Source organism: Longimicrobium sp., assembly GCF_036280135.1.
Taxonomy (GTDB): domain Bacteria; phylum Gemmatimonadota; class Gemmatimonadetes; order Longimicrobiales; family Longimicrobiaceae; genus Longimicrobium.
In genome coordinates this window covers 1-13,100 of the sequence record NZ_DASURI010000823.1, presented here as the reverse complement: position 1 = coordinate 13,100, position 13,100 = coordinate 1, and the positions used below count along the sequence as shown (strand labels likewise).

Genomic DNA, 13,100 nt, shown 5'->3' with positions numbered 1-13,100 from the left:
CTTCCGCCGTGCCCGCGAAGGGCGTGGGGAGGGAAGTCGGAACAGCCTCCCGGAACCGGTCACCCCTTGGCGGGTTCCGTAGGGCAGTGGCTCAATTGGTAGAGCACCGGTCTCCAAAACCGGCGGTTGGGGGTTCGAGTCCCTCCTGCCCTGCGACAACGACGAGCAGTACCCAGGCCAGCGAGAAGAGGAATCGTGACGGACGTGAGCGCGGAGACGCGCGACTCGAGCCGCGCAGGTCGCAAGCGCGACCGTCGCGGCAACCCGTTCTCCCGGTTCTTCCGGTCGCTGAGCCTGTTCGTCAGCCAGATCCTGGACGAGCTGCGCAAGGTCGTCCGGCCGACGCGTTCGGAGCTGGTGAACTACACGATCGTCGTGATCGTGTTCGTGGTGTTCATGATGGCCCTGGTGTCCGCGCTGGACTTCGCCTTCACCAAGCTCGCGATGGGACTCGAACCCATGACCTCTTCCTTACCAAGGAAGTGCTCTGCCGGCTGAGCTACGCGAGCACCGCCAAATCAGTCGGGCGGCCTCAGATCTTTCAACGTTCCGCCGCCAGCAGTGCCGGAAGCGGGAGCAGGCCAGGAGGGACTCGAACCCCCAACCGCCGGTTTTGGAGACCGGTGCTCTACCAATTGAGCTACTGGCCTACGGTCTTCTCAAACAAGGTGGCCAGGGAGGGAATCGAACCCCCGACACCACGATTTTCAGTCGTGTGCTCTACCAACTGAGCTACCTGGCCCCGATGCTTGCTTCCCCAACAAAAAGCCGCCCAGCAACGGCGGCGGGGAAGGGCGTCATAGCGGGGGCGGGATTCGAACCCGCGACCTTCGGGTTATGAGCCCGACGAGCTACCAGGCTGCTCCACCCCGCGACAAGGACATCAAAGCTAACCCGCTCGGTCCGATCTGTCAACCCCCATCTTTCGATGGTTCGTCCTGCCGAGCGTCGCGGCGCGTGTCCAACGCCGCGAGGCCACTAAGATATCCCGATCCGGATTTCTTTCAAGCCCTTGACGAATTTTTCTTTTCCGTTATTCGCGAGGCGCGGACTGGAATCCAATTGTTTCCGCACGATATCGCCCTCGCACGGACGCACATCGCCGGGCCCCTCCCTCCCGCGATGCCGCCCCGCACATCGCGAATCGCAACGCGCCCGCACTCGCCCGGCTCTCCCCCCGTCGAGGGAGCCCCGCGCCGGAACCTGGCGCGGGACGATCCGCACGCTCTTCTCCGACCACCCCGCGCCGCGTCATCCTGAGGAGCGCATTCGCGGAACCCGCACGTGCACGAGACCGGACGCGCGACCGAAGGATCTTCTCCGCGAGACTCGGAGGCGGCCTCCGTGCACCAGGGGCTGCCGCAGAGGTTCGCACGCAAGATCCTTCGTCGCCGCCAGGGATCGCGCCCGGGCCAGGATCACGCGGCGGCTCCTCAGGATGACGCTTCTGGGGGGCGGCGGGTTTCGACGCGCGTCCGCAGGACGGTGCGGGACGAGCACGCGACGAAAAAAGCCCCGGCCATCGGCCGGGGCTGTCGTCGCCGCGACGGCGACGACCATCAGCTCAGGAAGCGGCCTTCGTCGGCCAGCTGGCGCAGCAGGGCGCCGCGCTCGTTCTCGGCATGGGCCAGTCGGCGCAAGTCATCCGTGGCGGGGCGGCGGGCGCCGCAGCCGTCGCAGGCCAGGAACCGGTCGTCCCACATCCACTCCTCCGTCCACGTGCCCGTGCAGTCCGCCACGGCGTGCCGCAGGGGCTCCGGCTCGGGGACCCGGGCGGGATCGGCCACCTCCAGCACGGGCTCGAAGTGGCAGGCAAAGCAGGTGAGCGTGTGCGGCAGGTTGATGCGCTCGCCCACGCCCAGCCGCAGCTGCCGCCCACAGCGGGGGCACACGCCCACGAAGTGCCGCACCCGGTAGCGCCCCGTCCAGAACATGTGCGCCAGGTACGCCCCCGTGCACATGCAGAGCACCGGCCAGGGGTAGTACGGCGGCACCAGGACGGACCAGGGCGCCAGGGCCCAGAACAGCACCAGCGACGCCACGGTCTTGACGACGCGCGACGGCAGCGGCTGGTACTCCAGGGCCACGCGCGCGGGTGCCGGCGGGTACGCGCGCAGCACCATCTGCACCGGCGGCGCCTCGGAAGGAGCGTGCATGGGGTTCACCTCCGGGTCGTTCAGTCTCTCGTCCCCAAGATAGAGCAAAATCCGCCCCGCCTCCAGTGCCCGGGGCCCCGCGCGACAAGGCCCGGACCTGGAGACAGGCCCGGGCCGTTTTGCCCCCCGGCGACCGTCGGCCGCGGGGACGCCGCCTACCGTCCCAGGCGCCTCGCCGGCTCCGCCTCGCGCGCCAGCCGGTGACGCTCGCGGCGCATCACCAGCGCCATCACCACGCTGCACGCCGCCACCACCGCCGCCACGAGGTCGTCACCCCAGCCCAGCACGGGGAGCAGGTCCGGCACCAGGTCCAGCGGGCTGACCACGTAGACGGCGGACGCCGCCGCCGTTCCCCAGCCCGTGACCTCCAGGACGAACGACCGGAGCTGGCTCTGCGGCATGGCGAGCAGGATCATGAACACCGCGACCAGCGCGAAAAGCCCGATGAAGAAGATCTTGAGGAACCCGAAGAACGCTTCCATTGATGACCATCCTCGTAAAGAAGGGGGAATGAAACAGCAGCAGATGTTCTCCCACGATAATGGCTGACATACGCGGATACCACTCGTTTCCCGACGCGGTGACCAGCCTCCCGGTTCGTCGAGGCCAGCCGCCGGGAGGCGATCGCATTCCCTGGAACGGACGAAGCCCGGCGCTCGCACACGAGCGCCGGGCTTCCGTTCATCCGTCCTCCGCCGGGATCAGCCGACGACGAGGCTCACCAGGCGGTCGGGGACGAAGATCGTCTTGCGCACCTGCTTGCCTTCGATCCACCGCTGCACGTTCTCGTCCGCCAGGGCGGCGTCGCGCGCCTGGGCCTCGGCGATGCCGCGGGCCATGGGCATGCGCGCGCGCACCTTGCCGTTCACCTGCACCACGAACTCCACGGTGTCGGCCACGGCCTTGCCGGCGTCGAACTCCGGCCAGCGGGCCTCGTTCCACAGCGACTGCGTGTGCCCCATCCGCTCCCACAGCTCCTCGGCCAGGTGCGGCGCGAACGGGGCCACTAGGCGCACCAGGGGCTCCACGGCGGCCCGCTCGGGCGTGCGGCCGCCGGCGCGCACCACGTTCAGGTACTCCATCATGGCCGCGATGGCCGTGTTGTACGAAAGGACCTCCAGGTCCTCCGTGACCTTCCTGATGGTGGCGTGCAGCTTCTGCTCGACGGCCGCGTCCAGGTCGCGCTCCTCGCACGACGTGGCGGAGTCCCACAGGCGCGACAGGAAGTTGTACGGCCCCGTGATGCCGCCCTCCCGGAAGTCGCCGCCCTCCTGGTACGGGCCGATGAACATCAGGTACACCCGCATGGTGTCGGCGCCCCACTCGGCGATGTAGTCGTCGGGGACGATGACGTTCCCCTTGGACTTGGACATCTTGGCGCCATCCTTGATGATGAGCCCGTGCGCCCGGAACCGCGTGAACGGCTCCTCGAAGTGGATGTGCCCCATGTCCTTGAGGGCCATGGTCACGAAGCGCGAATACAGCAGGTGCAGCACGGCGTGCTCGTTGCCGCCGATGTAGCTGTTCACCGGCAGCCACGTCCGGATGATGCCCGGGTCGAACGGCACCTGGTCAAAGTCCGTGGACGGGTAGCGGAGGAAGTACCACGCGCTGTCCAGGAAGGTGTCGCTCACGTCCGTCTCGCGCCGCGCCTTGCCGCCGCACGACGGGCAGTCGGTCACGTACCACTCCTCGTGGCGCGCCAGGGGCGAAATGCCCGACGCGTCCGGCTTGAAGTCCTCGATGACGGGCAGCACCACGGGCAGCTGGTCCTCGGGCACGGGGACGATGCCGCACGTGTCGCAGTACAGCACGGGGATGGGCGGACCCCAGTAGCGCTGCCGGCTGATGGTCCAGTCGTGCAGGCGGTAGTTGATCCGCTTTTCCCCCAGCCCCATCCCCGCCAGCCACTCGGTCACCTTCGACTTGCCCTCGTCCACGCCCAGGCCGTCGAACGCGCCGCTGTTCACGAGCACGCCGGGGCCCGTGTACGCCTCGGCCAGCGGCGCGGACGCGTCCTCGCCCTCCGGCGCCACCACGCGGACGATGGGCAGGCTGAACTGCTGCGCGAACTCGAAGTCGCGCTCGTCGTGACCGGGCACGGCCATGATGGCGCCCGTGCCGTACTCCATCAGCACGTAGTCGGCGATCCAGACGGGAATCTCCTGCTTCGTGGCCGGGTTGACGGCGTATCCACCCGTCCACACGCCCGTCTTGGTCTTGTCCGTCTTCTTTCGCGTGACCAGGTCCTGCGACGACGCCTGCTTGCGGTAGACGTCCACGGCCTCGCGCTGCGCGTCCGTCGTCAGGCGGTCCACCAGCGGGTGCTCGGGCGCCAGCACCATGTACGTGGCGCCGAAGACCGTGTCGGGCCGCGTGGTAAAGACGCGGATAACGGGCTTCTCGGCCTCGATCCTCGCCCCCTCATGGCGGTCCTCGGCGACCCTGGCGCGGGCGATGGGGAACTCCAGCTCGGCGCCCTCGCTGCGGCCGATCCAGTTCTCCTGCGCCTTTCGGGTGGTGTCGGACCAGTCCAGCGTCTTGAGGTTCTCCAGCAGGCGATGCGCGTAGTTGGTGATCTTGAAGAACCACTGCGACAGGAACCGCATCTCCACGGGCGTGCCGCACCGCTCGCACTCGCCGCCGATCACCTGCTCGTTGGCCAGCACGGTCTGGCAGCTGGGGCACCAGTTGACGGGCGCCTCCTTCTTTTCCGCCAGGCCGGCCTTGAACAGCTGCAGGAAGATCCACTGCGTCCACTTGTAGTACTCGGGCGCGGTGGTGTCTACCGTGTGGCTCCAGTCGTACATGAAGCCCACCCGCCGCAGCTGGCGCGTAAAGCGCTCCACGTTGCGGGGGATGAGCTCCATGGGGTGAATGCCCTGCTTGAGCGCGAAGTTCTCGGAATGGATGCCGAACGCGTCAAAGCCGATGGGCTCGAACACCTGGTGCCCCTGCAGCCGCTTGAAGCGGCCGAAGATGTCGGCGCCCGTAAAGGCGTAGATGTTCCCCACGTGCAGCCCCTCGGCCGACGGGTAGGGAAACATCATCAGGTTGTAGAAGGGCTTTTCGGCGGACCGCAGCTGCTCGGCGGTCCACCGGTTGGTGCCCTGCTCTTCCCAGCGCTGCTGCCACTTGCGCTCGACTTCGGCGGGGTGGTAGCTGGCGGTGACGTGGGTGGCTTCGCTCGTGCTCATGGGGACTGACTGCCGTGATGATGCGGGTATGCAAGCGCGCGAACCGGCGTAAACGCGAGCCGCCGGGCGCGGGTGCGGCCGACGGCTCGGACGGATCAAAACTACCACGCGCGTCAAGGCTTGGCGCGTGCTCGCCCTGTCTTTTTCGCCTGATCCTAAACTGCCATACCCGGCGCGGATTTACAACCCCTGGGCGGGCGTGTCCGGGCGCGGGCGTGGACGGCCGATGCCGGGCGGTCGGGGAGTGGGCCGGAGACCGATTCCGGGAGCGGGCCGGTGAGCGGACCGGCGAGCGACCGGGAGCGAACGAGATGGTGGTCGTCGCAGATCCGGTTCGGTGGTGGCCGTCCCCCAGCCGGAGCGAATGAATTCGCCGCTGGAAAGTCGCGAAGTCCGCCTTCGCGGACTGCCCCAGCGAAGGCCGGCCGGCGTGCACCGGAGCGGAGTTCACGTGGTTGAAGCCTCGCGCAGTTTGCGAGGCTTTCCGCTGTCGTTGCGGCGACTTCAGTCGCTCCGGCCGGGAGCCGCGCTCACAGGCACAGGTCGCCGTCCGGCGTCACGCCGCGGCGGCAGCGCTCGCGGCGGTCCACGCCCGTGATGGCCCACTCGGCGCCGTAGCGACGCATGTGCAGACGAAACTCGATGTCGCGCACGGAGTCGTCCGCCAGGTCGGGGTGGACGACGATGCCCACGGCGCTGTCCGCCGCCTGGACCTGCATCCGCGACGGGAGGACGGCGGGATTCGGCTCCTCCAACTGCGCGGCGGCCACGTCACGGACCCTCACCAGCAGCGCCTCGGGCGTGGCGGCGCGCTGCATCCACGGCTCGCTCGGCAGCTCCAGCGCATCCCAGGCCGTGTAGCCGGTGTCGGGCAGGGCGACTGGTGGCGCGGAAGGGGCCCGCGCGGCGGAATCCGCGGTCATCGGCACGGCGGAGTTCGACGCGATGCCGGAATCCACCCCTGGTACGGGGGTCTGCGTCGTATCCGCCGATCCCTCCCCTTCCCCGCCACCGCCGCAGGCCGCGAGGAGCAGGACAACGGGAATCAGCCCGAGCCGCATCGTCATCCGCCGACGGAGGGGGTGAGCAGGGCCTGCACGGCGGCGTAGGGGTCCGCCTTGTTGGTGCGCGCGGCGGCCACGATGTCGTCCATGGCGCGGAGGAAGTCGCCGCCGCGGGCGCGGTACACGTCCTCGAACAGGTGCAGGCGGTCGTAGTAGATGTGCCGCGCGATGAGCGTGGCGTTGTTCAGCGGCTCGCGCGTAAAGCTGCCGAACGTGTCCACCTTGAGCCGCGGCCGCACCTCGTCCGCGAAACGGCGCTGCGCGTCGGCGAACAGGCGCTCGCGCAGGGCCAGCTTTTCGTCGCGCGTGAGGTCCGTGCGGGCGTAGAGCGCCTTGACGTCCGTCACCAGCTGCTCCATGAACGCGCCGAACAGCAGGTCGTCGTCCCACGCGCCCTGCGCCGTGCGGCACGTCTCGGACGACGGCCCGTCGCGGCGGCAGAAGAACTCGATGGCGCCGCGCCCGCCCACGAAGTTGGCCAGGCTCTCGTTGAAGATGGCCTGTCCGCTGGCGTAGAAGGTGTTGTGGAAGAGCTCGTGGATGACGGTGTTGGCCAGCGACACGCGGTCGTAGCGCAGCAGCGTGCTCAGCAGCGGATCGTTGAACCAGCCCAGCGTGCTGAACGCGGCGGACGGGCGCACGAAGGTGTCGTACCCGCGCGCCTCCAGCCGCTGCTGCTCGCGGGCGGCGTCTTCGGGATCGAAGTAGCCCTTGTAGGGCACGCTGCCCACGATGGGGAACCACCACGTGTGCGGCCGGAACTGGTCCTTGGGCGCCGCGCTCACGACCGTCACCAGCGTGTCGCTTTCCACGCGGGAGAAGAGCGTGTAGCTGTCGCCGGCGTTGAGCCCCAGCGAATCGGCGGCGAACTGCCGGGCCTGAAGCACCAGCAGCAGCTTGTCGCGCGTTTCCCAGTCCGTGGCCGTGTCGGACACGATGCGCGCGATGGGCTGGCGGCGGTTGAGGATCCTGGCCTCTTCCCACGCCGCGCGCATCACGTACGCCGGCGAGCACGCGGCGCCCGTGACGGACAGCAGCGCCAGCAGCAGGAGGGCGCGAGCGCGGGTGCGGAGCGGGGGTCGGTTCATCCGCGAAGCCACAGGGAATAGGGAACAGGGAATAGGGAATAGGGAATAGCCTGCAACGGCCACGGCTCTTCCCACCGCACCGAATCAGCGAATCCATCCGCCAATCTCGTGTGACGGCAGCCGGCGCGCCACGCCCGCGGACGGGAAGCGTGGAAACAGGTACGCGCGTCACAGAAGATAGATCAGATTGTATCAGATCCGCATCCGCTCTCCTTGCGACACCAGCGGTTCAGCATCCATGCCGTCTGGCACGCGGCGGGACGGATCCGCCGATCCGCGGAAATCGGAAATTTTCCTTTGCGTCGTGAACTGGAGCCCATAGATTGGGGCATCTTCTGGCAGTGCCCGGCCATCCCCCCACCCCAGGGCAGTTGAATGAGCTACCTCGACGTACCGCGGCTGCATTTCTTTGGACGGTTCCAGGCCGCCCCGTCCACCCTGAACAACGATCCCGGCAACTACAACCCCGCCAACCCGCTGGACCCGGCGTGGAACCCCAACGGGACGCACTGGTTCAAGCTGGACTGCACGGTTCGCAGCACGGTGCTGGCGCAGCCCGCCACGAACCCGGACCCGCTCGTGGGCACGCCGCTGGCCAGCGTGGACGGCCATCCGCAGATCGGCAAGCTGGTGGACCTGGACCCCGACCAGCAGGCTGTGTCCATGATCTTTGGCATGCAGGTGCGCATCGGCACGGGCGACGACTGGGTACAGGGCACGTTTCGCCCCGTGAACTTCGTCGACATGTACGCGCGGGTCATCGGCGGACAGGCGGACTCCGTGTTCTCCGCGGCGTACCAGTCCGTGCTGGAGAACCTGCAGTGGGGGCCGGCCATCACCTCCCCCGTCCTCAAGACGCTGCAGACGACGAGCCCCGACGCGCTGTCCATCCGCTTCATCGTCGACGCCTTCCAGGACGTGTCGCAGGACCCCACGACGTACATGCCCAACCAGGACTTTACCTGGGGACGGGTGACGGGCACCGTGGGCCCGTGGAGCAAGGGTGAGCCCACCAACTTCACGCTGGGCCGGCTGCTGCGGCCCAACGGCCGGAGCGGGCTGGGACGGATCTCCAACTACGCGCCCTTCCGGGTAGACCGGGAGCGCGCCGTGGTCATCGCGGACCTGGGCAACGTGCTTCCCGCCCTGTGGGTGGCCGGGGCATTCCCCCCGCAGATGGGCCCCCTGACCCTGGTGTGCGGGGCGGGGACGGAGACGCAGGTGACGCTGGGGACGGTGGACTACTCCGACGCGGCGTACCAGGACCACGCCATGGTTCAGGAGTTCCCCATCCCCGCGGAGCACCTGGAGATGGTGGACAGCTCGCCCCTGCAGCTGGTGCAGAGCGGCGGCGCCAACCTCATGCTGGTGCCCGGGCGCACCAGCACCGTCCTGGCCGAGGACCCCACGGGCGCCTACGTGGATTCCACCCAGTACGTGTTCCGGATGGCCGCGGGGAGCACGGCCCAGGCCGAGGTGATCGCGCTCACCTTCGGCAAGCCGGCCGCGGGGCAGACCATCACGTTCACCGACTGCAGCGCGGACCAGTTCGGCCCCGGGACGGGCACGCCCGCGACCGGGCTCACCTACGACACGTCGGTCACGACGGACGCCAACGGGCGCGCCACCTTTACGCTCAACGCGCACGATCCCCAGAACCCGCGCACGTACATCGACGGGCAGGTCTATGCCGTGGCTTGGTCGTGGGACCAGGACAAGAACCCGGACGTCAACAGCGCGTTCCTGAGCGTGCTCGTCTTCGACGCCTTCACCCCGCCGGACCCGTCCACCTGGAACGACCCGGCGACGTGGCAGAACGTCGTCAAGCCCATCTTTGACCAGTACATGCGGCTGTACCCGTTCATGCAGGAGCGGGTGGACCTGAGCGACTACCCCACCGTGGTGGGGCTGCGCGAGCAGATCGCGGGGTACCTGGCGCTTCCCATCGAGCATCCCAGCCACATGCCCGTCACGCGCGACCTGTCGCCGCCCAAGAGCGCGTTCCTGGTCAGCTGGCTCAAGGCCATCAACCCCGCGGGCGTGCCGGAGTCCATGGCCGGTACCATGTACGGCCACATCCCCATTCCCGGGCCCATGCCGGGCACCTCCGGCAGCTCCGGCGCGTCGGCGGCCCCATCCGCGCATCCGTCCGGATCCGCCGCGCCGTCCGGCGCCCCCGCCGCGCCGGCCAATCCCGGCCCCTCCGCCGCCGGGTCCGACGCCCCCGCCCACTGACCACGAGGACGCACCTACGATGAAACGCACCCTCCTGGCGGCGCTGGCGCTGGCCGCCCTTCTTCCGGCGGCGCCGGCCGCCGCGCAGCAGACGGAGACGCTGCCCTTCAAGATCAGCTGGCAGCCCGTAAGCATCCCCAACCTCCCCGCCCTGCAGTCGTTCGCGCGGGCCACGGACAGCCAGGGCCGCTGGCTGCTGCTGACGGGGCGCCGCGCGGGCCTGCACGGCTTCAGCGCGCCGCCGACCAACAACTTTCCGCCCACGGAGATGAACGACTCCATCTACGTGGTGGACCCGTCGGCGCGGCAGGTGTGGTCCATGCCCGTGAGCATCTTTCCCGACTCCGTGGCGGACCTGCTGCGCGTGACCAACGCGCAGTCCGTGCAGAACGGCAACACGCTGTACGTCATCGGCGGCTACGGGATGAACTCGTCCACGGGGCGGATGATGACCTTTCCCACGCTCATGGCCATCAACATCCCCGCGGCCGTCACGGCGGTGACCAGCAAGGACGCGGCGGGGCTCAGCGAGGCCATCACCTGGTCGCACGACTGGCGGCTGGCCGTGACGGGCGGCGAGCTGCAGAGGCTGGGAAGCACGTACTACCTGATCTTTGGCCAGCAGTTCGACGGGCTGTACGACCCCAACGACAGCAACATCGGCGTCACCTTCACGCAGCGGTACACGGAGCAGATCGCCCGCTTCACGCTCACGACGACATCGAGCGGCCGGCCCGCGGTCGGCACCTACTACGCGCCGTACACCAGCACGGCGCCCAACCGGCCCTACCACCGGCGCGACCTGACGTCGGCGCCCGTCATCAGCACGTCCGGGTCGCAGGGGCTGGGGATCTACGGCGGCGTGTTCGCCCCGGGCAACGACAGCACGTACCGGCAGGCCGTGTACATCAACGGGGCCGGGGTGGCGCCGGTGCTGGCGACGTACACCCAGTACATGAACCAGTACACGGGCGCCGTGCTGCCCATGTACAGCGCCACGCGCGGGCGCACGATGTTCACCACCTTCTTTGGCGGCATCAGCCTGTACCAGGTGGACCGCACGTCGGACCCCGACCGCCTGGTGCGCAACGACACGGTGCCGTTCGTGAGCGCCGTGTCCACGCTGGTGCGGCGGAGCGACGGCAGCACGTTCGAGTGCGTGTGGCCGGATTCGCTGCCCGGGCTGCTGGGGGCAGAGTCGGCGCTGCTGCCCGCGGCGGGGGTGCCGGACTTCGACAACGGCGTGGTGCAGCTGGACCGCCTGCCGCCCGCGAGCACCCTGGGGTACTTCTACGGGGGCATCCAGGCCCAGCAGCCCAACTTTGGCCCGTCCACGGCCACCAACCTGGTGCTGGAGCTCAAGATCGCGCCGCTGCCCACCACCTGTGCCGTGGCCACGGCCCCGCCCGTGCCGCAGACGGGCGCCATCCGGCGAAGGCCCTGAGCGGGCGTTTTCCCAGGGAACACGCGGAAAACAACGGAGCACCCCGCCCACCGGCGGGGTGCTCTGCTTTGTTCCTCTTTCACGGATTTACGCACGCTAAGTGTTTATCGGTACGCGCTTTGCATTCCCTGCCCGGTCCACTCGGAGGGAGACCGATGGCACTGCGTGAATTCAAGGACTCGAGGGGAACGGAATGGACCGCGTGGGACGTGCCGCCGCACCGCGTCTACAGCAACGCGCGCGGCGGGGCGGAGCGCCGCACGAGGGTCACGCCGGACTACTCGCCGGAGCGGCGCAGCGGGCGTGACCGGCGAAGGCGCGTGATGCATCCGCACCTGCAGGGCGGGTGGATCTGCTTTACGGCGGGGGAGGAGAAGCGCCGCCTGTACCCGCCGCCGGAGGGATGGGAGGCCGCGAGCGACGCGGAGCTCGAGGCCCTGTGCCAACGCGCCGAAGACGGCGCCCGTCCGTCGCGATGACGCGGCCCGCGCGGAGCTAAGCCCATGGCCATCCGCTCGTTCCGCACGGCAGACGGCGTGCACTGGCAGGTGTGGAACGTGGTGCCCGGCCGCCGCGACACGGAGCGGCGCGTGGGGTACGACCGCCGCAACCCTGAGCCGGTCTTTCGCTACACCGGCCCCGAGCGCCGGCGCGGCGCGGACCGGCGCCAGCCGCCGCAGTTCCTGTCTCCGCAGCTGGCCTCGGGGTGGCTCGCGTTCGAATGCCCCACGGAAAAGCGTCGCCTGGCCCCGATCCCCCAGCACTGGGAGCAGCTTCCCGACGGGGAGCTGGAGCAGCTGTGCATGGCCGCGCGCCCGGTGGCGCGTGTGACGCCGGTCGCGGAGGTGACGGATGACGAGCAGGGCGGCGGATGACGAGCAGGGCGAGCCCCAGCCTGAGCGGGTAAACCCGCCGCTGGGACAGCCATAAGCCCTGTCTCGCGCCGACGCGCTCTACGAACAGGGCTTCAACCACCAACGCGCGCCGCCACCCGGCGGGAAGGCCCCCCTCGCGCCGAGCGACTAAAGTCGCCGCAACGACAGCGGAAAGCCTCGCAAACTGCGCGAGGCTTCAACCGCGCGAACTTCGCACCGGGGCACATCATCCAGCCCGCTCTTGGGCAGTCCGCGCAGGCGGACTTCGCGATTTTCCAGCGGCGAATTCCATTCGCTCCTGGCCCGCGCGGACCCGGCCCATGTGCACGCGACTCCACCCGCACCGGACCTGTCGGCGAAGGCCGACATCACGGTGTCCGAGCCGCGAATTCATTCGCCGGGGCTGGGTGCCGGCGGCTCCTCACCGATCCAACCCCGCGCGAGGGCCACCGGCGCGAGGCGCGCGTCACCGCACGGCACTCGCCCGCGACGGACCCGTCGGCGAAGGCCGACATCACGTTTTCGGAGCCGCGACTTCAGTCGCCGGGGCTCGGTGCCGATTCCAATCCGCGCGAAGCCGGCGCCTCCATCCGCCCCGGCACCTCGATCCGCGTCATCTCCCGCGTCACCATCGCCGTGCCCTCGTCCGCGGTGCGCATCTGGGCGCGGGCGGCGGCGGCGTAGAGGGGGAGCAGGATGGCCAGCAGCACCGCGAAGTTCACCGCGGCAAAGGCGGTGCGCAGGCCCATCCGCTTGTGGAACGTGATGGGCGGACGGTACACGGAGCCCTGCCCCTCCAGCAGGAACACCACCAGCGCCGCGTGGATGGGCGTGTGGCCGATCACCTCCAGCTTGCCGAACACCAGCGTCGTCGTGAAGAACACGAGCGTGATCACCAGCGCCAGCGGCCGCTGCAGCAGGTTGATGATGAGCAGGTAGCCCAAACTGAACTCCACGAACGCGGCGCCCAGCAGGAAGAACCGCACGTCGAACCCCAGTGCCAGTTGCGGATGCTGGTCCAGCACGTACAGCGCCCACTGG

At 69.1% G+C, this 13,100-nt stretch carries 9 protein-coding genes, 5 tRNA genes and 2 pseudogenes; 6 read left to right on the top strand and 10 right to left on the bottom strand.

Annotated elements, in window-relative coordinates; all coding sequences use genetic code 11:
- Window positions 1-80: 80 nt before the first annotated feature.
- Both VFZ20_RS26655 and secE read left to right on the top strand, forming a co-directional pair.
- Window positions 81-153 (top strand) — tRNA-Trp (locus VFZ20_RS26655).
- 42 nt (window positions 154-195) lie between these two features.
- Window positions 196-432: pseudogene (gene secE / locus VFZ20_RS32830) on the top strand (preprotein translocase subunit SecE); the annotation flags it as partial.
- A gap of 4 nt (window positions 433-436) precedes the next feature.
- Here the strand turns inward: secE and VFZ20_RS26650 are convergent.
- The 9 genes from VFZ20_RS26650 to VFZ20_RS26610 all read right to left on the bottom strand — a co-directional run bounded on the left by VFZ20_RS26650 (window position 437) and on the right by VFZ20_RS26610 (window position 7,505).
- Window positions 437-509, bottom strand: a tRNA-Thr gene (locus VFZ20_RS26650).
- A gap of 68 nt (window positions 510-577) precedes the next feature.
- Window positions 578-650 (bottom strand) — tRNA-Trp (locus tag VFZ20_RS26645).
- A gap of 19 nt (window positions 651-669) precedes the next feature.
- Window positions 670-742, bottom strand: a tRNA-Phe gene (locus tag VFZ20_RS26640).
- Window positions 743-800: 58 nt separating this feature from the next.
- A tRNA-Met gene (locus tag VFZ20_RS26635) sits at window positions 801-874 on the bottom strand.
- 685 nt (window positions 875-1,559) lie between these two features.
- A complete protein-coding gene (locus VFZ20_RS26630; RefSeq protein WP_329687004.1) occupies window positions 1,560-2,156 on the bottom strand; it encodes a hypothetical protein in 597 nt (198 codons plus the stop codon).
- 155 nt (window positions 2,157-2,311) lie between these two features.
- Window positions 2,312-2,638: a YkvA family protein gene (locus tag VFZ20_RS26625; RefSeq protein WP_329687003.1), complete on the bottom strand. Its 327-nt coding sequence runs from the start codon at window positions 2,636-2,638 to the stop codon at window positions 2,312-2,314.
- A gap of 219 nt (window positions 2,639-2,857) precedes the next feature.
- Window positions 2,858-5,353: a leucine--tRNA ligase gene (gene leuS, locus VFZ20_RS26620; protein ID WP_329687002.1), complete on the bottom strand. Its 2,496-nt coding sequence runs from the start codon at window positions 5,351-5,353 to the stop codon at window positions 2,858-2,860.
- 530 nt (window positions 5,354-5,883) lie between these two features.
- Window positions 5,884-6,420 carry a hypothetical protein gene (locus tag VFZ20_RS26615; protein WP_329687001.1) on the bottom strand — a complete coding sequence of 179 codons (537 nt, stop codon included), beginning with the start codon at window positions 6,418-6,420 and terminating at the stop codon, window positions 5,884-5,886.
- Window positions 6,417-7,505: an aminopeptidase gene (locus VFZ20_RS26610; protein ID WP_329687000.1), complete on the bottom strand. Its 1,089-nt coding sequence runs from the start codon at window positions 7,503-7,505 to the stop codon at window positions 6,417-6,419. The genes VFZ20_RS26615 and VFZ20_RS26610 overlap by 4 nt, the downstream gene beginning before the upstream one ends.
- Before the next feature lie 375 nt (window positions 7,506-7,880).
- Between VFZ20_RS26610 and VFZ20_RS26605 the strand changes: the two genes are divergently transcribed.
- The 4 genes from VFZ20_RS26605 (at window position 7,881) to VFZ20_RS26590 (ending at window position 12,059) form a co-directional block, all read left to right on the top strand.
- A complete protein-coding gene (locus VFZ20_RS26605; protein WP_329686999.1) occupies window positions 7,881-9,740 on the top strand; it encodes a hypothetical protein in 1,860 nt (619 codons plus the stop codon).
- Window positions 9,741-9,759: 19 nt separating this feature from the next.
- Complete coding sequence (locus tag VFZ20_RS26600; RefSeq protein ID WP_329686998.1) at window positions 9,760-11,184, top strand: hypothetical protein; 1,425 nt, start codon at window positions 9,760-9,762, stop codon at window positions 11,182-11,184.
- Window positions 11,185-11,339: 155 nt separating this feature from the next.
- Entirely contained in the window at window positions 11,340-11,663 is a 324-nt protein-coding gene (locus VFZ20_RS26595) for a hypothetical protein (RefSeq protein WP_329686997.1), read from the top strand.
- Window positions 11,664-11,687: 24 nt separating this feature from the next.
- Complete coding sequence (locus tag VFZ20_RS26590) at window positions 11,688-12,059, top strand: hypothetical protein (RefSeq protein WP_329686996.1); 372 nt, start codon at window positions 11,688-11,690, stop codon at window positions 12,057-12,059.
- A 536-nt stretch (window positions 12,060-12,595) separates the two neighbouring features.
- On the opposite strand, the pseudogene VFZ20_RS26585 reads toward VFZ20_RS26590, so the two are convergent.
- Window positions 12,596-13,100, bottom strand: a pseudogene (locus VFZ20_RS26585) (hypothetical protein); the annotation flags it as partial.

Bases quoted from the DNA above. Each gene is read 5' to 3' on its own strand.
- VFZ20_RS26595 (WP_329686997.1), top strand. From the start codon at position 11,340: ATGGCACTGCGTGAATTCAAGGACTCGAGGGGAACGGAATGGACCGCG.
- VFZ20_RS26625 (WP_329687003.1), bottom strand. From the start codon at position 2,638: ATGGAAGCGTTCTTCGGGTTCCTCAAGATCTTCTTCATCGGGCTTTTC.
- leuS (WP_329687002.1), bottom strand. From the start codon at position 5,353: ATGAGCACGAGCGAAGCCACCCACGTCACCGCCAGCTACCACCCCGCC.
- VFZ20_RS26600 (WP_329686998.1), top strand. From the start codon at position 9,760: ATGAAACGCACCCTCCTGGCGGCGCTGGCGCTGGCCGCCCTTCTTCCG.
- VFZ20_RS26615 (WP_329687001.1), bottom strand. From the start codon at position 6,420: ATGACGATGCGGCTCGGGCTGATTCCCGTTGTCCTGCTCCTCGCGGCC.
- VFZ20_RS26610 (WP_329687000.1), bottom strand. From the start codon at position 7,505: ATGAACCGACCCCCGCTCCGCACCCGCGCTCGCGCCCTCCTGCTGCTG.
- VFZ20_RS26605 (WP_329686999.1), top strand. From the start codon at position 7,881: ATGAGCTACCTCGACGTACCGCGGCTGCATTTCTTTGGACGGTTCCAG.
- VFZ20_RS26590 (WP_329686996.1), top strand. From the start codon at position 11,688: ATGGCCATCCGCTCGTTCCGCACGGCAGACGGCGTGCACTGGCAGGTG.
- VFZ20_RS26630 (WP_329687004.1), bottom strand. From the start codon at position 2,156: ATGCACGCTCCTTCCGAGGCGCCGCCGGTGCAGATGGTGCTGCGCGCG.